Source organism: Streptomyces sp. Go-475 (genome assembly GCF_003330845.1).
Classification (GTDB): Bacteria; Actinomycetota; Actinomycetes; order Streptomycetales; family Streptomycetaceae; genus Streptomyces.
Window position 1 is genome coordinate 8,000,040 of sequence record NZ_CP026121.1, and the last position, 17,791, is coordinate 8,017,830.

16 protein-coding genes are annotated in these 17,791 nt (G+C 69.8%); 11 read left to right on the plus strand and 5 right to left on the minus strand.

What is annotated here, in order from left to right:
* Positions 1–12 precede the first annotated feature (12 nt).
* Positions 13–1,524 (minus strand): glycoside hydrolase family 43 protein, encoded by a 1,512-nt coding sequence (locus tag C1703_RS36325; protein ID WP_114256821.1) that lies wholly within the window; start codon positions 1,522–1,524, stop codon positions 13–15.
* Positions 1,525–2,104: 580 nt separating this feature from the next.
* On the opposite strand from C1703_RS36325, the gene C1703_RS36330 reads away from it, so the two are divergent.
* From C1703_RS36330 to C1703_RS36345, 4 genes are all read left to right on the plus strand, one after another.
* A complete protein-coding gene (locus tag C1703_RS36330; RefSeq protein WP_114256822.1) occupies positions 2,105–3,784 on the plus strand; it encodes an extracellular solute-binding protein in 1,680 nt (559 codons plus the stop codon).
* A 180-nt stretch (positions 3,785–3,964) separates the two neighbouring features.
* Positions 3,965–4,870: an ABC transporter permease subunit gene (locus C1703_RS36335; protein ID WP_114257766.1), complete on the plus strand. Its 906-nt coding sequence runs from the start codon at positions 3,965–3,967 to the stop codon at positions 4,868–4,870.
* The gene (locus C1703_RS36340; RefSeq protein ID WP_114256823.1) at positions 4,867–5,835 is read left to right on the plus strand and encodes a carbohydrate ABC transporter permease; all 969 of its coding nucleotides are present in this window, start codon (positions 4,867–4,869) and stop codon (positions 5,833–5,835) included. Before C1703_RS36335 ends, C1703_RS36340 begins: the two co-directional genes overlap by 4 nt.
* A gap of 73 nt (positions 5,836–5,908) precedes the next feature.
* Entirely contained in the window at positions 5,909–6,958 is a 1,050-nt protein-coding gene (locus C1703_RS36345) for a LacI family DNA-binding transcriptional regulator (RefSeq protein WP_114256824.1), read from the plus strand.
* 42 nt (positions 6,959–7,000) lie between these two features.
* Here the strand turns inward: C1703_RS36345 and C1703_RS36350 are convergent, their stop codons facing one another.
* A complete protein-coding gene (locus C1703_RS36350) occupies positions 7,001–7,888 on the minus strand; it encodes an AraC family transcriptional regulator (RefSeq protein ID WP_232840691.1) in 888 nt (295 codons plus the stop codon).
* A gap of 71 nt (positions 7,889–7,959) precedes the next feature.
* On the opposite strand from C1703_RS36350, the gene C1703_RS36355 reads away from it, so the two are divergent.
* Together C1703_RS36355 and C1703_RS36360 are read left to right on the plus strand one after the other, a co-directional pair.
* Positions 7,960–8,775 carry a phytanoyl-CoA dioxygenase family protein gene (locus C1703_RS36355; protein ID WP_198678367.1) on the plus strand — a complete coding sequence of 272 codons (816 nt, stop codon included), beginning with the start codon at positions 7,960–7,962 and terminating at the stop codon, positions 8,773–8,775.
* On the plus strand, positions 8,772–9,110 hold the full coding sequence (locus C1703_RS36360) for a hypothetical protein (RefSeq protein ID WP_114256826.1): 339 nt from the start codon (positions 8,772–8,774) through the stop codon (positions 9,108–9,110). The genes C1703_RS36355 and C1703_RS36360 overlap by 4 nt, the downstream gene beginning before the upstream one ends.
* A 16-nt stretch (positions 9,111–9,126) precedes the next feature.
* On the opposite strand, the gene C1703_RS36365 is transcribed toward C1703_RS36360, so the two are convergent.
* The 3 genes from C1703_RS36365 to C1703_RS36375 all read right to left on the minus strand — a co-directional run bounded on the left by C1703_RS36365 (position 9,127) and on the right by C1703_RS36375 (position 12,512).
* On the minus strand, positions 9,127–9,867 hold the full coding sequence (locus tag C1703_RS36365) for an EthD domain-containing protein (RefSeq protein ID WP_114256827.1): 741 nt from the start codon (positions 9,865–9,867) through the stop codon (positions 9,127–9,129).
* 107 nt (positions 9,868–9,974) lie between these two features.
* Positions 9,975–11,258 (minus strand): MFS transporter, encoded by a 1,284-nt coding sequence (locus C1703_RS36370; protein ID WP_114256828.1) that lies wholly within the window; start codon positions 11,256–11,258, stop codon positions 9,975–9,977.
* Positions 11,259–11,498: 240 nt separating this feature from the next.
* Positions 11,499–12,512 (minus strand): LysR family transcriptional regulator, encoded by a 1,014-nt coding sequence (locus C1703_RS36375; protein ID WP_232840692.1) that lies wholly within the window; start codon positions 12,510–12,512, stop codon positions 11,499–11,501.
* A gap of 130 nt (positions 12,513–12,642) precedes the next feature.
* On the opposite strand from C1703_RS36375, the gene C1703_RS36380 reads away from it, so the two are divergent.
* The 5 genes from C1703_RS36380 to C1703_RS36400 all read left to right on the plus strand — a co-directional run bounded on the left by C1703_RS36380 (position 12,643) and on the right by C1703_RS36400 (position 17,777).
* Entirely contained in the window at positions 12,643–13,638 is a 996-nt protein-coding gene (locus C1703_RS36380; protein ID WP_198678368.1) for a fumarylacetoacetate hydrolase family protein, read from the plus strand.
* On the plus strand, positions 13,635–14,600 hold the full coding sequence (locus tag C1703_RS36385; RefSeq protein ID WP_114256830.1) for a cyclase family protein: 966 nt from the start codon (positions 13,635–13,637) through the stop codon (positions 14,598–14,600). The genes C1703_RS36380 and C1703_RS36385 overlap by 4 nt, the downstream gene beginning before the upstream one ends.
* A gap of 23 nt (positions 14,601–14,623) precedes the next feature.
* Positions 14,624–15,745, plus strand: a complete 1,122-nt coding sequence (locus C1703_RS36390; protein WP_114256831.1) for an FAD-dependent oxidoreductase — start codon at positions 14,624–14,626, stop codon at positions 15,743–15,745.
* Between the two features lie 83 nt (positions 15,746–15,828).
* Entirely contained in the window at positions 15,829–16,812 is a 984-nt protein-coding gene (locus C1703_RS36395; protein WP_114256832.1) for an amidohydrolase family protein, read from the plus strand.
* A gap of 26 nt (positions 16,813–16,838) precedes the next feature.
* Positions 16,839–17,777 carry a VOC family protein gene (locus C1703_RS36400; protein WP_114256833.1) on the plus strand — a complete coding sequence of 313 codons (939 nt, stop codon included), beginning with the start codon at positions 16,839–16,841 and terminating at the stop codon, positions 17,775–17,777.
* Positions 17,778–17,791 lie beyond the last annotated feature (14 nt).

Here is a 17,791-nt window from a genome sequence, read left to right on the forward strand (position 1 = left end):
ACGCCACTCGCCTCAGCCGGAGATCGGCAGGTACTCGAACCAGTCGGCGTGGACAGTTCCGGAAGCGGCGTACAGACCGACCACGCGGCCGGTGAAGCCGCCCGCCACTTCGGTGGAGAGATAGCGGCCGTCCAGTGAGGCCAGCTCGGTGGCGGTGCCGTCGGCGGTCTCGATGCCGAAGAGCAGGGAGTCGGGTCCGGTGCGCGAGTCGTGCGGCTCGGGAGCCGGACCGGTGCGCACCGTCAACACCAACGGCTGCACGGGAAGGGTGAGTTCGGCGGCGACGCTGCGCAGCGAACCGATCCGGGCGATCACCGTGATCCGGCCGTCGGGACCGGCCTCGACGCTGTAGTGGTGCCGTTCGTCGAGGCGGACGGTGAGGCCACCATGGCCTTCGGACGGATCGACCAGGGACCGGGCCTGGAAGGCGAGATGCTGCTGGCGGCGGCCGACGAAGATCACGTCGGGCTCGTCCAGGGAGCTGCCCCGGGCGCGCAGGGTCAGCCAGCTGTCACGGTCCTTCGTGGTGACGAACTCGGCCGGGCGGTCGCGCAACGAGATCCAGTACGGCGCGAGCCCGCCCGGCTCGAAGTCGTCACGCCCGCCGGCAGCGGGTGCCGGTACCTCGAGCGCGGGCGACCGGGCGAGCTCGCCCCCGACCTCGCCGACCACGGGCCAGCCGCCCTCCCAGGTCACCGGGGCCAGGAAGGTCTCCCGCCCCAGGACGTGCCAGCCGGGGGTGCCGCCCCGCGGTCGCACGCCGAGCAGCACCATCCACCAGGACCCGTCGGCCGCCTGCACCAGATCGGCGTGGCCGGTGTTCTGCACCGGCCGGTCGGTACTGCGATGGGTAAGGACCGGGTTGGCCGGGCAGGGCTCGAAGGGGCCGGCGGGGGAGGGGCCACGGGCGATGGAGACACTGTGGCCGCGCTCGGTGCCACCCTCGGAAATCATCAGGTACCAGTAGTCACCGATCCGGTACAGGTGGGGTCCCTCGGGTGCGGTGGTGCCGGGGGTGCCCGACCAGACGGGGTGCGGCGTGCCGAAGGTCTCGCCGGTGCGCGGGTCGATGCGGAGCTGCGCGATCCCGGCGAAGGTGCACCAGCAGGTGCCGTCCTCGTCCCAGGCGAGGTCCGGGTCGATGCCCGTGACGCCGGGCACGCGCACCGGGTCGGACCAGGGGCCGGCCGGGTCGGTGGTGGTGAACAGCAGAGTGCCGCCGCCGGGGGCGACGTTGAAGACGGCGAGCCAGAACCGGCCGTCGTGGTGGCGCAGGGTGGGTGCGTAGATGCCGCCCGAGGAAGGAGTGTCGACGGGCAGGTCCAGCTGGCCGGGCCGGTCGAGGGCGTTGCCGATCTGGGTCCAGTTCACCAGGTCGCGGCTGTGAAAGACCGGGATGCCGGGGAAGTACTCGAAGCTGGAGCACACGAGGTAGTAGTCCTCACCCACGCGGCAGATACTCGGATCGGGGTGGAAACCGGGGATCACCGGAGTGGCCGCGGTGGTGGAGGAATGCGTCTCCATGGCGTCAGGCCGTCCTTGACAGGTCGATGGGGCGGGCAGTGGGGGTTCGCCTTGGGCAAGTCCCAGGGTTGTGTTCGGCAGTGCGGCTCCGGGCGTTGGTGGGCGGCGTGCGCCGCGCCGTCCGATCGGAGCGGGCACGTCGCCGGTCTCAGGGGATGAACGTCGGCGCGGCAAGGCGCTGCTCTCCGGCGAGGACGACGGTCAGCTCGTGTACGCCTTCGAGGGCTTCCGCCACGTCGGCCTGGACGATGGTCCAGGAGTGGCGATCCTGTCTGAGCCGGGAAGCAGGTTGCAGCGGTGGTGAAGCCCTTCGACGCTGGCACGGGTTCACAGGAGCGTCAAGAGAAAGTTTCTTGGAAAATTTGGCCTGTTCGCGCTTTCGCTTTCGTTGCCGGGGGCTTGTGCATCTTTCGCGGCCGCCCTTAATCTCCCGGAAACGTTGAAGCGCTTCGACTGCTTCGAACGGGACGCGGTCCTCCGGCGTCCCGACAGCGGGCCGAGCAGCTCGCGCTCTCTCCCGTGCACCGCACGTTCTTGCACGACGCTCGTCACGGATCCCCCAGGCGAAGGGTCGCCCACCATGAGCAATCCAGTGAACCGCAGAGCCTTCATGAACGGCGTCCTCGCCGTCGCGGGGGCCGCCACCATGTCCCCCTTGCTGACCGCCTGCGGCGACGGTTCCGGCTCCAAGGGCGGGACCAACACCAGGGCCGGCCTGGCCGCCGCGCTGCCCGCCTACCAGCCGCGCACCTCGGTCAAGCCCGACATTCCCTCCGTCAGGGGGGCGGCGGGCGCCTTCACCGACCCCGGCTACCTGACCTACCCGGCCGACCCTGCCAAGTCGGTGTCCGGCGTGCCGGGCAAGGGCGGCAGATACACGGCGATCACCCCGATGTGGGGGACCTTGCCGACACCCGGCAACTCGTACTACCAGGCGGTGAACAAGGCGCTCGGCGCGACCGTCACCGTGAAGCCGGCCAACGGCAACGACTACGCGACCATCGTGCCCACCATGACCGCGTCGAGGAAGCTGCCGGACTGGATCCAGTTGCCGAGCTGGTGGAACAACAACTTCAACCTGGGCAAGCTGGCCGGCACCCAGCTCGCCGACCTCACGCCGTACCTGGCCGGAGACAAGATCAAGAAGTACCCCAACCTGGCCGCCATCCCCACACTCGCCTGGCAGGCGGGCGCCTGGGAGGACAAGATCTACGGCATCCCGTCGTTCACCAGTGGCATGCCGCTGGCCGGCGCGGTCTTCTACCGAGCGGACATCCTCGAGAGCAAGGGCATCACCGCCGGCCAGGTCAGGTCCGCCGACGACCTGTGGAACCTCGGCAAGGAACTGACCAGTGCCAAGGCGGGAGTCTGGGCCTTCGACGACCTGTGGACGTATCTGTCCCCCTCGTGGGACCTTCCTCCGGGCTGGAAGGTCGTGGACGGCAAACTCGTCCACAAGTACGAGATGCCCCAGATACTGGAGGCGCTGGACTGGCATTACAGGCTCGCCAAGGCCGGGTTCATGCACCCCGACGCCCTGGCCGGCAACAACAGCGACGGCAACGGCCGCTTCTACTCCGGCAAGGTCCTGATCCAGGGCGCCGGCATGGGCGCGTGGGAACTCACCGACCACCAGAACGGCACGGCCGCGAACGACGGCTACCGGCGCGGGGCGTTCGACGTCATCGCCGCCGACGGCAAGTCAAAGCCACAGATGTTCCTGGGCGCGGCCACCAGCATGCTCAGCTACCTCAACGCAAAGCTCGGCGCGGAACAGATCGAGGAACTGCTGGCCGTCGCCGACTTCCTCGCCGCGCCGTACGGTTCGGCCGAGCACAGCCTGGTCACCTACGGCGTCGAAGGCACCCATCACACCCGGAAGAACGGTGCGCCCGTCTACACCGAGGAAGGCAAGAAGTCCGCCCAGCCGACGACCTACCGCTTCCTCGCCACGCCGTCCTCCTCGGTCAGCAACCTCGGAGCCGACCAGGTCACCAAGGACTACACGGCCTGGTGCGCGCGGACCGTCCGGCACGTCTACAAGCCGCTGTTCTACGGCATGAACATCACACTGCCGCAGAACCTGTCCGCCGTGGCCGCCGGCCAGTCCGTCGAGGACGCCATCAACCAGGTCAAGTTCGGCAAGAAGAAGGTCTCCCACTTCCAGGACGCCGTCGCCGCCTGGAAGTCCAGTGGCGGCGACCGCTTGAGGAACTGGTACCAGACCGAGGTGCTCGACAAGCAGGGAACCGGCCAGTAGCAGACGATGGCGCGCGGGGCGGGCCCTGCTGCACCGCCCGCTCCGCGGCAAGGAGGAACCATGGCCGGCGCCTTTTCCACCAAGGCGAACGACACAGAAGAACCCGAAGACAACGCCGACGACTCCCGCGCCGCCACCGCGCCGGAGCCCGCACGCCCGGGAACCACACCGGCCGTGCCGATGAACTGGCGGATCCGGTTGCGCCGCGACAGATCGCTGCTCCTCATGGCCCTGCCCGCGGTCGCACTGCTGCTCGTCTTCAGTTACGTCCCGCTGTTCGGGCTGATCACCGCCTTCGAGCACTACGACCCGCTGGACGGCGTCCTGAACAGCCAGTGGGCCGGGTTCGACCAGTTCCGACTGCTGTTCCAGGACCCGGCGTTCTGGGCCTCACTGCGCAACACCCTCTGGCTCAGCTTCGTCCAGCTGATCCTGTTCTTTCCGGTGCCCATCGCGCTGGCACTGCTGCTCAACTCGGTGCTCAGCGAACGGCTGCGCAACTTCATCCAGTCCGTGGTCTACCTGCCGCACTTCTTCTCCTGGGTGCTGGTCATCGCCATCTTCCAGCAGATGCTCGGCGGCGCCGGCGCGCTCAACCACTTCCTGGCCCGGCACGACCTGGGCCCCTGGGACATCATGACCAACCCGGACACCTTCGCGCTGCTGGTCACCGGCCAGACGGTGTGGAAGGAGGCGGGCTGGAGCATCATCGTCTTCCTCGCCGCGCTCGCGGCCATCGACCCGAACCTCTACGAGGCCTCGGCCGTCGACGGCGCCGGACGCTGGCGCCGGATGTGGCACATCACCCTGCCCGGCATGCGCGGCGTCATCGTGCTGATGCTGGTGCTGCGCCTGGGCAACACCCTCTCGGTCGGCTTCGAGCAGTTCCTGATCCAGCGCGACGCCGTCGGTCCCGAAGCCGCCGACGTTCTGGACACCTTCGCCTACTTCTACGGCATCACCGCCGGCAACTACGGCTACGGCACCGCCGCCGGACTGTTCAAGAGCGTGATCTCGCTCCTGCTGATCTGGGGCGCCAACAAGCTCGCACACGCCTTCGGCGAGGATGGACTGTACCGAAAATGACCCTGACGCTCACCCGCACACACAGTCGCGCACCGCGGTCCCCCGGCGCCCGGCGGTCCGGCCGCAACCGGCGCCGTCCCGTCTGGGAGGACAAGCCCACCGCGCTCGGGCAGGGCCTCAAAGGCGGCGTACTGGTCCTGGTGGTGGCCTCCGTCATGGTGCCGCTGTGGATCGTCGTCCTCACGAGCCTGTCCACCCCCGGCGCCATCAACCGCGCCGGAGGCATGGTCCTGTGGCCGGACGGCCTCACCGTGGACGCCTACCGGCAGATCCTCACCGACGGCCCGGTCGCCCGCTCCATCCTGGTCAGCCTGGCCATCACCGTCGTCGGCACCGCCGTCTCCATGGTGGTCTCCGTGCTCTGCGCCTACGGGCTCTCCCGCTCACGCTCGTTCGGCCACCGCCCCATCCTGCTGCTGCTGATCATCACCATGTTCGTGAGCGGCGGACTGATCCCCACCTATCTCGTGGTCACCGGCCTCGGCGGGTACGGCAGGTACTGGGCGCTGATCCTGCCCGGCGCCGTGTCCGTCTTCAACATCCTGGTGCTTCGCGCGTTCTATTCGAGCACCGCCTCCGACCTGATCGACGCGGCACGCATCGACGGCGCCGGCGACTGGCGCATCCTGTGGTCGGTGGTACTCCCCACCTCCCGCGCGGTCACCGCCGTCATCACCCTGTTCTACGCGGTCGGCTACTGGAACGCCTTCTTCAACGTCATGCTCTACATGCCCACCGAGAGCAGCAAGTGGCCGCTTCAGTACGTGCTGCTGCAGTACGTCAACAACGGCATGACCATCCCCGGCGCGTCCAACGGCGGCTTCGGCTCGTTGCAGACCCAGACCGCCCCGCAGTCGCTCCAGATGGCCGTGGTCGTACTGACCTTGGTGCCCATCGTCGTCGTCTATCCGTTCCTGCAGAAGCACTTCAGGGCCGGCATGCTCACCGGCGCCATCAAGGGCTGACCGGCCGGACGGCACCGCCACCGCACAGCGACCGGTCACGCAGGCAATGTGAAGCAGAAGGGCACCGCCAGGCATGGTGACACTGGCCCAGGTGGCCGCGGCCGCGGGCGTCTCCCCCAGTACGGTGAGCTACGTCCTCAGCGGCAAACGGGCGATCTCCGGGCCCACCCGGGCCAGGGTGGAGGAAGCGATCGAACGGCTCGGTTACCACCCCCACGCGGGTGCCCGGGCGCTGGCGGGCCGACGCTCCCACATCATCGGGCTGGTGGTGCCGCTGCACACCGACGTCTATGTGCCGATCATGATGGAGATCGCCATATCGGCCACCGTAACGGCACAGCGGCATGGTTACGACGTCCTGCTCCTGACCAACGACGAGGGACCCGACGGCGTGCGCCGCGTGGCCCGCAGCGGGCTGGCCGACGGCGTCATCCTGATGGACGTCCAGCTGGATGATCCGCGTATCGCGGTACTGCGGGAGACGGGGATCCCGGCCGCGCTGATCGGCCTGCCCGCGGACTCGCACGGACTGGCCTGCGTGGACCATGACTTCGTCCGGGCCGGCGCGCTGTGCGTGGAGCATCTGGCGGATCTGGGGCACCGCGAGGTCGCCCTCATCGGCTACGCCCCGGCTGTGTACGCGAGGCACGCCGGGTACGCGGAGCGCACCCTGACCGGTTTCCGGCAGGCGGCGGCGGAGCGGGGACTGCGCGTGCTGCACCGCCCGTGCAAGGGCACCTACGAGTCCACCGCCGGGGTACTTGCCGGGGTCCTCGCCGACCGGCCCGCCACCACGGGCTTCGTCGTACAGAACGAGAAGGCCATCGGCCCGCTGCTGTCCTTGCTGCGGAACTTCGGCCGGGCCGTGCCCGAGGAGGTGTCGGTGGTGGCGCTGTGCCCGGAGGAACTGGCCGAGCGGCACTCACCCCGGCTGACCGCGGTGACCGGGCCGGCGAAAGACCTCGGCAGGCGGGCCCTGGAGTTGGTGAGGTCCCGCCTCGACGGGCGGACGACCGACGAGGTCACCCTGCTCGCGCCGGTACTCACCACCCGCGAGAGCTCCGGTACGGCACTCCTGCGGCACCCGTCACGTGTCTCGCGTCGAGCCGGAAGGCTCGGATGAGAGAAACGACCGTCCGATCGAAAGTTTCCCGACCGGAGCAATTCATGTTTCCGAGCTTCCCCGCTGCGGGGCGCGCACGGTCGCCGGCCCTGGCGTATCCGGGCTCCGGGTGTCCTGTACGACGGTCTGAGCGGCGCGGATGCTTCGCGGGGAGGCCCCGAGTTGGCGGCGACAGGCCTTGTTGAACGCCTGGAGGTCGGGAATGCCGACGGAGGAGGCGACAGCGGGGATGGACAGCGTGGTGGCGCGCAGGAAGTGCCGCGCCCGCTCCATGCGCCGGGCGCGGAGGTAACCGACGACCGTCTCCCCGGTGGCGGCGCGGAACAGCCGGGTCAGATGGTTGTGCGAGACGCCCGCCGCCTTCGCGATCTCGGGTACCGTCAGCGGTTCCGCCAACCGGGCCTCGATGAGCGCCACAGCGGCCGCGACCGCGGGGTGGGCGGTCTGCGGGCCCCCCGATCTCGGCGGTGCGAGCTGGGCGACCCGCCACAGGGCGGCCCACACCTCGGCCGCCGCCCGCGCCGGAGTGTGCGGCCAGGCTGCCAGCGCCTCCTGCAACTGTCCGGACAGCAGGCTGAGTTCGGGCCCGGTGTCCTGGATCAGCGGGACACACAGGGATCTGCCGGCCGCATCCAGACGCAGATGCACATAGACGTGCTCGGAGCGGCCCCGGTAGTGGTAACGCACCTCGGTGCCGGGCGGAATGAGGCTGACCCTGCCGGGACGGATCGTGTGGGGGGTGCCGTTCACGGTGAGATCGGCCTCATAGCGGTAGAGGTGGAACTGCCACAGGTCCGGCAGGAGGAACTCGTCCACGTGCCCTGCCGGCCCGTGCACGCCGACACCGACGGCGGCGACCGCGGGAGGCTTGTCGAGATGGGCGAGGACCGTGCGCATCGACACATGCACCCCTTCGGAGTGGGGAACCATGGTGAGATTCGACCAGTAGAGGGTGAACGCGGCCCACCCGCCGCGGGACGGCCGTGCCTAGCGTAAGGGTCATGGAGAACAAGCAGGAACTGCTCAGTTCGGTCCAGATGGCGCGCTTCGTGGCGCGGGGGGTGCTCCGCCTGGACGCGGTGGTCCCGGCGGAGATGAACGACGAGGGCCTCAGGGTACTGGCGGACGGGGTGCCGCCGGTGCCGTACGGGACGCCGGCGTCCGAGGCGTATGCGGAGGATTCGTTCCTCCGCAGACTGCTGGAGCTTCCGAAGGTGTCGGGGGCACTGCACAGCCTCGTGGGTCCGAACCCGACGGTGGACCACCACTACGTGCACGTCCGCGAGCCCGACGGAGGCCGGGCGCAGGAGGTGCACGGGGACGCCATCATCGATGTCCGGCCGGACGCCTTCGACGTGCAACTGATGTACTACCCGCAGGCGGTGACGCTGGACATGGGGGGCACCCTGATCGTGCCCGGAAGCCATCTGCGCCGCATCAACGAGTCCGACACCGGCCGCTACCAGAACCTGCGCGGTCAGGACCGGCTGGTCTGCCCGGCCGGTACGGTGGTGTTTCTGCACCACGGGCTCTGGCACGCCGGCAGGCGCAACGACAGCGACATCGTCCGCTACATGCTCAAGATCCGCTTCAACCCCACGGTTCGTCAGCGGCTCCTGTGGGACACCTCGGACCTGGACGATCCGCAGGTGATCCGGGAACTGGACGAGATGTTCCCCTGGTACGAGCCGGCGACAGGCCGCCTGGAACGCTACAACCGCATCCTGTTGTGGCGGGAGCTGACCGGTGACGACGGCTTCGACATCGACTACTGGGTGACCCGGGTCTCCAACCGCCCGCAGGAGGCAGCGAAATGACGACGCACTCGGCCCACCCCGCCCCGGCTGCCGGTACGGCCACCGCCCCCGAACTCCGGCAGCAGGTGCTGGTGCTCTATCTGGCGAACTCCGCCCTCGACTCCTGGGTCGTCGGCTGGTCGTTGTACGACGGCACCGACCAGAACTCACCGACCACGGGGGACAGTGATGAACCGCCGTACGACTCCGGGTTGGCGGCGCTGCGTGACGGTTGGCGACTCATCCAGGCCGCCCAGCTGATTCCGCCTTATCCGGGCCACGAGTACGACGTGTCCTTCCTCAAGCACGAATTCCTCTTCGAACGGATCCGTGACATGCGGACGGAGCACCCATAGACAAGTGCGCGGCGGCTCAGAAGATGGTCACCTCGCGGCTGTAGACGGCGAACGAGCGGGACGGGTCGTAGAAGTCGCCGGTCTCGGCGGACCGCTCTCGCAGTGAACGCTCGTACGAGGGGAAGTGGGTCAGCGCTTCGTCCCGGGAGTCGTAGTACAGGGCAGCGACTCCCAGGTACGCGGGTTCGCCCCCGCCGCCGAAATGGCGCAGCGCCCTCCCGGCCCCCGGCACGTTGCGGTGTTGCACGTATCCCCGCAGCGCCTTGGCCTGGGCCTCCTCCGCGTCGAGCACCTCTTCGTGGGCGGCCTGCCACCGATCGGTGACGTCGTCCGGGGCCGGTCCTTCGGGTGTGTGGACGAAATGGAGTACCTTCACGTGGCTTTCGCCCGCGTCGGGTGCCGGCGGGGCCATGAGTACCGCGGGGCGGGTCAGCAGGGCCAGGGCGCTGGGCAGGTCGTTGAAGTGGGCGCCGTCGGGACCGATGACCTCGCGCGAGTACGGGTCGGACATCGTGGCGGTCAGCGCCTCCATGTCCTCGAAGTGCAGCTCGGTGACGGAGTCCCGGCCGAACTCGGTCAGGTACGCCGGGTCCCCCTCGCTGCCGAAGGACGCGTCGAAGACGTGGTTCTGGATGTAGCGCCGGATCCGGAGAGGGTTCGCGGCGGCCAGGGATCCGTGCACGTGGTGGAGGTAGTGCAGGAAGGCACGGTGGGTCATGCCCGGCTTGCGGCGGATGGCGGCGATCAGATTCAGCATGAATCTCCCGTAGACGAGTGGTACGAGTGGTGGTCGGCATCGCGGGGACGGCCGTGATGCCGACCCGACGGTGTGTGGTTCTCTCGGCGCAGCGGCGCCGTAGCAGGTCAGCCCGCCATCTGCTCGACCGGTTCCGGGACGGCCGCCGTCCGGCGGCGGACGGCGATGCCGAGTGCGGCGGTGGCGGCGGCTGCGGCGAGGGCGAGTACCCCCATGGCGCCCGCCAGGGTGCCGACGGCGGAGGTGAGGGCGAGTGCCACGAGCGGGCAGATGAACTGGCCGAGGAAGAAGGATCCCGTCCACAGGCCGGTGCCGCGGCCACGGTCGGCGTAGTCGAGCTTGGACATGGCGAGGGTGAGCAGGCTCGGCAGCATGATGCCGCCGCCGAGGCAGTTGATGACGGCACCGACGGTCAGCACGACGGGGTTGGGAGCGAGCCAGACCACCGCGAAGCCGAGGGCGCACAGGCCGAAGGCGGTGGGCAGCCAGGCTTGCGGGCTGCGGTCGGCCTTGGCGAAGACGACGGAGCCGATCACGATCGCGGCACTGGTGATGGCGGTGGCCAGTCCGATGATGCCGGTCTCGGTCACGCCCATGTCGTCCAGGAGGAACGCCATCTCCACCTGGAGGGTGTAGAAGAGGACGGCGCCGAAGACCGTCAGCGCGCATGTGCCGACCAGCGGACGCCAGGGGAAGGGCCGCTTGGCCATCGGTTCCGAGACGGTGGGGGAGGGGGCGTCGGCGTGGTCGTCGGGTCGGGGCCGGGGCAGGAAGGCGGCCATGGCGGGGGCGAGCAGCAGGCTCACGGCGTAGGCCCAGAACGGTGCGCGCCAGCCGGCCGATCCGGCCGCGCCGCCCAGGACGAAGAAGGCCGTCGCGGAGATCGCGGCGCACATCGTCTGCATCGCGAGGTAGCGGTCGCGTTGCCGGCCGGAGTAGTAGTCGCCGAGCAGTGTGGTGCAGCAGGTCATGATGGCGGCTTCGGTGACGCCGACGAGGGCGCGGCTGGCGACGATGGCGCCGAGGGAGTCCAGCCACAGGGGCGCGGTGCCGAGGACGGCGTACGCCACGGTCGCTACGACGAGCAGGCGTTTGCGGCCGAGCCGGTCGACGAGGACGCCGGCGAAGGGGGCCAGCAGGGCCAGCGACAGGGCGGGGATCGTCAGAGCCATGGGGACGAGGGCGTCGACGCCCGGCACCTCGGCGAAGTGGTTCTGCATCTGGGGCAGGACCGGGGCTATGAGCACGGCGCCCAGGATGGGCAGACAGGCGCCGGCCATCAGCAGTGTGAGGCGAAGCCGATGTCCGGGACCGGACACGGTCTGCTCGGCCGGGGAGTCCGCGACAGCCTCGGACGGTGGGGACGGGAGCGGGGGCACGGGTGCAGGCATGCGGGAACTCCACGGGGCGTGTCGGAGGGGATGGAACGGCGCGGCCGTCGCGGTCGGGCCACCCGGTGTCCGTGGCAGCACGCGACAGGGGTGCCGATGCCGCTGGGCGTCCCCGGCGGGCTGGCTCGCCGGGCGCCTGTGCGAGCCCGGCGGCAGGTCAAGGGTGCGGCTCGGGCAGCGGGTACTAGATGTGGTCCGGCGCCGGGTTGAGACGACTATGGGTCAACGGCCGGGCCCTGCCTAGCCCCCGTCCGATCGAGATCGAAGATGTGGATCATCCGGGCCTTGGATGCCAGGCACCTGCACAGACCCGCTATCTCGGTGCGGCCGTGGTGATACGCCGGGCTGGGAGGCGGCCAGCTCCGCTCCTACGCGGGCCGCGGTCTCGCGCAGCCAGATGTGGGCCGCGTCGTGGGTGTGCACCGGGTGCCACCACAGCGCCTGCTGGAGGGGGACCGCTGCGTAGGGCGGTTCCATGAGGCGTACGGCGGCCACCCCGCTCAGCAACTCTGCCAGGCGCTGCTGTACCAGGGCGATCCGGCGGGTGCCGGCGACCAGGAAGGGCAGCGCCTGGAAGCTGTCGACGAAGATCTCCACGCGGGGATCGACACCGAGCATGCTCAGCTGCCGGGCGGCCGGGGCATCGTAGGCGCGCTGGTAGACGACCCACGGCAGCCGTGCCAGGTCGTCCATGGTCAGCTGGTCGCCGACCTCGTCGTTCGTCTCGGCCACCAGGAAGGCCCAGCGGTCGGTATACAGGTCGACGGCGGGGAAACCGCTGATGACGCCGCGCGGCATCAGAAGCCCGTCGGCCGTGCTGAGCAGCGGTGCCGTGTCCTCCGTGACGTCGCTGGGCGTCCGCTGGAAGCGCAGCCGCACCCCCGGGGCCTCGGCGTGCACGGTCCGGGCGAGCTCGGCGCCGAACACGGTGAGGGCGTAGTCGGAGGTGAGCAGGGTGAACTCGTGCTCCTCGCTGCCCGGGGCGAAGTCGGCCCTGCTGCTGAAGACCCGTTCCAGCAGGTCGCAGGCGGTCGAGGTGCGGTGCAGCAGAGCGCGGCCGAGGGCGGTCAGTTCGTACTGTTTGCCGACGCGCGCGAGCAGGTCGTCGTCGAAGTGGCGGCGCAGGCGGGCCAGGGCCGCGCTCATCGCCGGCTGGCTGAGCCCGACGCGCTGCCCGGCGCGGGTGACGTTGCGTTCCTCCAGCAGGGCCCGCAGGGACAGGACGAGGTTGAGATCGAGGCCGGAGAGGGACACGACGCCTCCAGAGCCAGGCCGCCGGCGGCGGCAACATTTGCAGCGCGGATGATCATCATCTAAAGAATCGATTTCCCAGATTACTCGGTGGGGCTCACATTGGTCTCACCGCAATCTGGAGGACATTCCCGTGAAACCCGCAGCCGCTTCCGCGTCCTTCTCCGGACCCTTCGCCCTAGGCGTTCTCTCTGCCCCTGACCAGGCATCTTTCCCCGGTCTTGTGATCCCCGGGGGGCGCGTGCTGGATCTTCGTACGGCCCTCGGGGAACCGGCCCTGACGGCCCGGGGGATCTTCGACCGCTGGGACGAGATGCTCCCTCGCCTGCACGAGTTCGCGGCCGACGAGACGGCCGACTGGCGGCCGTTGGAGCACCTGCGGGCGCACGCGCCGGTCGAGCCCCGCCAGGTCTTCCAGTCCGGCGCCAACTACCGGCAGCACGTGATCGACCTGGAGGTAGCGCACCGCGCCCCCGACGACCCCCGCACCGTCGAGGAGGCCCGTGCGGAGATCGCCGCGGTCATGGACCGGCGAGCGGCCGAGGACCTGCCGTACGTGTTCATCGGTCTGCCTTGCGCGATCACCGGCCCGTACGACGACGTCGTACTCCCCGCCTGGGCCGAAGAGCCCGACTGGGAGCTGGAGTTGGCGGCCGTCATCGCCAAGCCCGCCTACCGGGTGTCCGTCGAGGAGGCCATGGAGTACGTCGCCGGCTACACGATCGCCAACGACCTCACCGACCGCGCCACCGTCTTCCGCCGGGACATGCCCGCCATCGGCACTGACTGGCTGCGCTGCAAGAACGCCCCCGGCTTCACCCCGCTCGGCCCCTGGATCGTCCCGGCCGCCTCGATCGCCGACCCCGGCGACCTGCGGGTCACGCTGAAGCTCAACGGCGAGACCATGCAGGACGAGTCCACCAAGGACATGCTCTTCGGCATCGCGCGACTGGTGTCGTACACCTCCCACGCCGCCCGACTCCTGCCCGGTGACCTGCTGCTGACCGGCAGCCCGGCCGGCAACGGCATCCACTGGGGGCGGCTGCTGCGCGACGGCGACGTCATGGAGGGGTCGATCACCGGACTGGGCATGCAGCGCACCCGCTGTGTGGCGGAGGAGACGTCATGATCCTGGACCGCCACGACCCCGAAGGCGCGATCTCCGAGGCCGCCAAGCGGTACTCCAACTGGGGGCGTTGGGGCGAGGACGACGTGCTCGGCACGCTGAACTTCCTCGACGAGGCCAAGCGCCGGGAGGGTGCCGCGCTGGTGCGGCGGGGCGTGAGTTTCTCGCTGTCGCAGCGGTTCGACATGAACGGGCCGCAGAAGGGCTGGCGCCGCCGCACCAACCCCGTCCACACCATGCTGGACACGGGAACGGACGCGGCGCTGGGCAACCAGGGCTTCCCGCACGGTATCGGCGGCGCGGACGACGTGATCGCGATGCCGTTGCAGTGCTCCACCCAATGGGACGGGCTCGGGCACATCTTCGACCACGGCAAGGCGTGGAACGGGCGGGCGGCCGAGAAGGTCGTCACCTCCGAGGGCGATCTGGTCACCGGCATCGAGCACATGGCGCCGTACGTCGCCGGACGTGGAGTCCTCCTCGACGTCGGCCGGGTGATCGGCGACGAACGGGGAGAACTGCCGGACGGTTTCGCGATCACCGAGGACCACCTGACCGCGACGGCCGAGGCGCACGGCGTGGCCGTCGGCCGCGGGGACATCGTCGTCGTCCGGACCGGGCGGCTGGCGCGCGCCCGCCGCGAGGGCTGGGGCGACTACGCGGGCGGAGACTCTCCCGGTCTGTCCTTCACCGCCGCCGGCTGGCTGCACCGCACCGAGATCGCCGCGATCGCCACCGACACCTGGGGCTTCGAGGTCCGGCCGAACGAGTTCGACGGCGCGTTCCAGCCGCTGCACCAGGTCGTCATCCCCAACATGGGCCTGCTGATCGGCGAGATGTGGGACCTCGACACCCTCGCGGACGACTGCGCCCGCGACGGCGTGTACGAGTTCTGGCTCACCGCCGCGCCCCTGCCCATCACCGGAGCCGTCGGCTCCCCCGTCAACCCCGTAGCCGTCAAGTGACCTTCCCAACAAAGGAGTTGGCCATGGAAGGAAAGAGAGTCCTGGTCGTCGGAGGGGGCACCTCCGGCAACGTCATGACCGTGCTGCTGCGGCGGGCCGGCATCGACGTCGACCTCGTCGAGGTCAAGCAGGACTGGAACGTACGCGGCTCCGGCATCACCCTCCAGGGCAACGCCCTGCGCGTGCTGCGCGAGATCGGCGTCTGGGACGAGGTCCGCGAGCACGGCTTCGGCTACGACTCCCTGGGGCTGACGACGCCCGACGGCACCGTGCTGCACGTCGGCGAGGTCCTGCGCACCGGCGGAGACGACCTCCCCGCCACCCTGGGCATGCAGCGCCCGGTGCTCCAGCGCATCCTCGTCGACGCCGTCCGGGCATCCGGCGCGAACGTCCGGCTCGGCACCACCGCCGAGATCCTCACCCAGGACGAGACGTCGGTGACCGTCCGCCTCAGTGACGGCACCGACAGCCGCTACGACCTCGTCGTGGCCGCCGACGGCCTGCAGTCCGCGACCCGCGCCGCCATCGGTATCGACGCGAAACCCGAGCCGACCGGCATGGGCATCTGGCGTGTCCCGGCACCCCGTCCGGCCGGCGTGGAGCGCAGCGACCTCGCGCACGGCGGGCCCTGCTACATCGCCGGTTACACGCCCACCGGCAAGGACACGATCTACGCCTATCTGGTGGAGCCCAGCCGCGACCGCGGCGCGATCCCGCCCGAGTCCTACGCGGAGGAGATGCGCCGCCTCTCGGAGGGCTACGGCGGCGCCTGGGACGAGATCCGCGACTCGATCACCGACCCGGCGCAGGTGAACTACACCTGGCTCGAACGGATGCTCGTCGAGGGGGCCTGGCATCGGGGCCGGGTCGTCCTCGTCGGCGACGCCGCGCACTGCTGCCCGCCCACGATCGCCCAGGGTGCGGCGATGGCGCTGGAGGACGCCTGGGTGCTGTCCCAGATGCTGACCAGCGGATCCGCGTGGGACGAGGACCTGCTCAGGCGCTACTACGAGCGGCGGATCGGCCGGGTGCGGATGGTCGTCGAAGCGTCCGTGCAGATCGGGCAGTGGCAGCTCGACGGCGTACCGGGTGACGTGCCCGGGCTGCTGGAGGCCACCATGCCGGTGCTCAAGGAGCTGCCGTGACGGCCCACCCGCCCCCGGCTACCGCTGGGAGACGCCCCCGGCCCGATCCCTCGTGGAGCACGGACGCGCACCCCGTTCCGACGGTGGACGTGCACGCGCACCTCCTCCTACCCGAGGTCGAGGCCCTGGTGGCCGGCCTGCCGGGCCTGGCAGAGGCCAAGGCCCTCGACGCCCGCCGCAACGGGCCCGCGGCCCTGGCCGTCAGCGGCCCCATGGTCGCCGAGCGCATTCCGAAACTGACGGACGTCGCCGTACGACTGGCCGCGATGGATGCGCAGGGCGTGGACGTCCAGCTGGTCAGCCCGTCGCCCTCGCACTACCACTACTGGGCGGACGAGGAGACGGCCGAGAAGCTCTACCGGCTCGCGGGCGAGGCGACGGCCGCCCACTGCGCCCAGGCGCCCGGCCGACTGCACGGTCTGGGCCTCGTCCCCCTGCAGCACCCGGAATCGGCGGTGCAGGCGCTTGAACTCGCCATGGGTTTGGGCCTGTTGGGTGTCGAGATCTCCTCGCACGCGCCGGGCCGGGAGCTGTCGGATCCGGCGTACGAACCCTTCTGGGCCCGGGCCGAGGAGACGGGCGCGATCCTCTTCCTGCACCCCTTCGGCTGCACGCTCGACGAGCGCCTCGACCAGTGGTACCTGTCCAACACCGTCGGCCAGCCCACCGAGAACGCCGTCGCGCTCTCGCACCTGATCTTCTCCGGGGTGCTGGACCGGCACCCGGAGCTGAAGGTCATCGCCGCGCACGGGGGCGGCTATCTGCCCACCCACATCGGCCGCTCCGACCACGCCTGGTCGGCCCGCTCCGACGCGGGCGCGGGCTGCGCCCATCTGCCCAGCAGCTACCTCAAGCGCCTGTACTTCGACTCCCTGGTCCACGACCCGCAGGTACTGCGGGCGCTGATCGGCGCGGTCGGCGCGGACCGTGTGCTGCTCGGCTCCGACTTCCCCTTCGACATGGGCACCGAGGATCCCGTCGGCGCACTGCGCGCCGCAGGCCTGCCCGACGACGACTTCCACGCCGTGCGCGGCGGCAACGCGACAACGCTGCTGCGCCTGACCTGACCCCCACACAGGAGGAAATCCGCATCATGAGCGCACGCCTGCTCACCCATCTGCGGCACGTCGACCTCGCCGTGCCCGACTACGACAAGCAGCTCGACTTCTACGCCGGCGTCTGGGGCCTGACCAAGGTCGCCGAGGACTCCGGGATCTCCTTCCTCGCCGCCGAGGGCAGCCCCGAACAGTACGTCGTACGGCTGCGCAAAGCCGAGGAGAAGCGCCTCGACCTTGTCTCCTACGGCGCCGGCTCCACCGAGGACGTGGACACGCTCGCCGAGCAACTCCTCGCGGGCGGCGTGCAGTTGATCTCCCAGCCGGGCAAGATCGATACACCCGGAGGCGGCTACGGCTTCCGCTTCTTCGACGTCGACGGCCGCACCATCGAGGTCTCCGCCGATGTCGAGGCACGGCAGCACCGCAAGATCGAGGAGAAGGAGGCCATCCCGGTCAAGCTGTCGCACGTCGTGCTGAACTCGCCGGACCTCGACAGGACCCGTGCGTGGTACGAGACCCACCTCGGCTTCCGCCACTCCGACACCCTCAGCTCACCGTACGTCGGCGACGTCATGCACTTCATGCGCATCAGCAACCAGCATCACTCCATGGCCATCGCCAAGGGCCCGCACACCTCCCTGCACCACGTCTCCTTCGAGATGCGCGGCCTGGACGAGTACATGCGCGGCTCCGGCCGCGTGATCCGCGCCGGCTTCAAGAAGGTCTGGGGTCCGGGCCGGCACATGGCGGGTGACAACACGTTCACGTACTTCCTGGACCCGCACGGCAACACCGTCGAGTACACGACGGAACTGGAGCTGCTGGACGAGGACACCTGGCACCCCCACGTCTACGACTTCTCCCAGCCCGAGGTCACCGACCAGTGGGGGACCGCCAATCCCATGAACGAACTGATCGCCAAGGAGTCCTTCAACGACGTCGACCGCGGCTGCTTCGTCGCCCCGCCGGTCTGACCGGGGAAACCCTC

What these genes read in the sequence shown, in the direction of transcription:
- C1703_RS36325 (WP_114256821.1), bottom strand. Translation starts at nt 1,524, where the DNA reads ATGGAGACGCATTCCTCCACCACCGCGGCCACTCCGGTGATCCCCGGT.
- C1703_RS36330 (WP_114256822.1), top strand. Translation starts at nt 2,105, where the DNA reads ATGAGCAATCCAGTGAACCGCAGAGCCTTCATGAACGGCGTCCTCGCC.
- C1703_RS36335 (WP_114257766.1), top strand. Translation starts at nt 3,965, where the DNA reads ATGAACTGGCGGATCCGGTTGCGCCGCGACAGATCGCTGCTCCTCATG.
- C1703_RS36340 (WP_114256823.1), top strand. Translation starts at nt 4,867, where the DNA reads ATGACCCTGACGCTCACCCGCACACACAGTCGCGCACCGCGGTCCCCC.
- C1703_RS36345 (WP_114256824.1), top strand. Translation starts at nt 5,909, where the DNA reads ATGGTGACACTGGCCCAGGTGGCCGCGGCCGCGGGCGTCTCCCCCAGT.
- C1703_RS36350 (WP_232840691.1), bottom strand. Translation starts at nt 7,888, where the DNA reads ATGGTTCCCCACTCCGAAGGGGTGCATGTGTCGATGCGCACGGTCCTC.
- C1703_RS36355 (WP_198678367.1), top strand. Translation starts at nt 7,960, where the DNA reads ATGGAGAACAAGCAGGAACTGCTCAGTTCGGTCCAGATGGCGCGCTTC.
- C1703_RS36360 (WP_114256826.1), top strand. Translation starts at nt 8,772, where the DNA reads ATGACGACGCACTCGGCCCACCCCGCCCCGGCTGCCGGTACGGCCACC.
- C1703_RS36365 (WP_114256827.1), bottom strand. Translation starts at nt 9,867, where the DNA reads ATGCTGAATCTGATCGCCGCCATCCGCCGCAAGCCGGGCATGACCCAC.
- C1703_RS36370 (WP_114256828.1), bottom strand. Translation starts at nt 11,258, where the DNA reads ATGCCTGCACCCGTGCCCCCGCTCCCGTCCCCACCGTCCGAGGCTGTC.
- C1703_RS36385 (WP_114256830.1), top strand. Translation starts at nt 13,635, where the DNA reads ATGATCCTGGACCGCCACGACCCCGAAGGCGCGATCTCCGAGGCCGCC.
- C1703_RS36390 (WP_114256831.1), top strand. Translation starts at nt 14,624, where the DNA reads ATGGAAGGAAAGAGAGTCCTGGTCGTCGGAGGGGGCACCTCCGGCAAC.
- C1703_RS36400 (WP_114256833.1), top strand. Translation starts at nt 16,839, where the DNA reads ATGAGCGCACGCCTGCTCACCCATCTGCGGCACGTCGACCTCGCCGTG.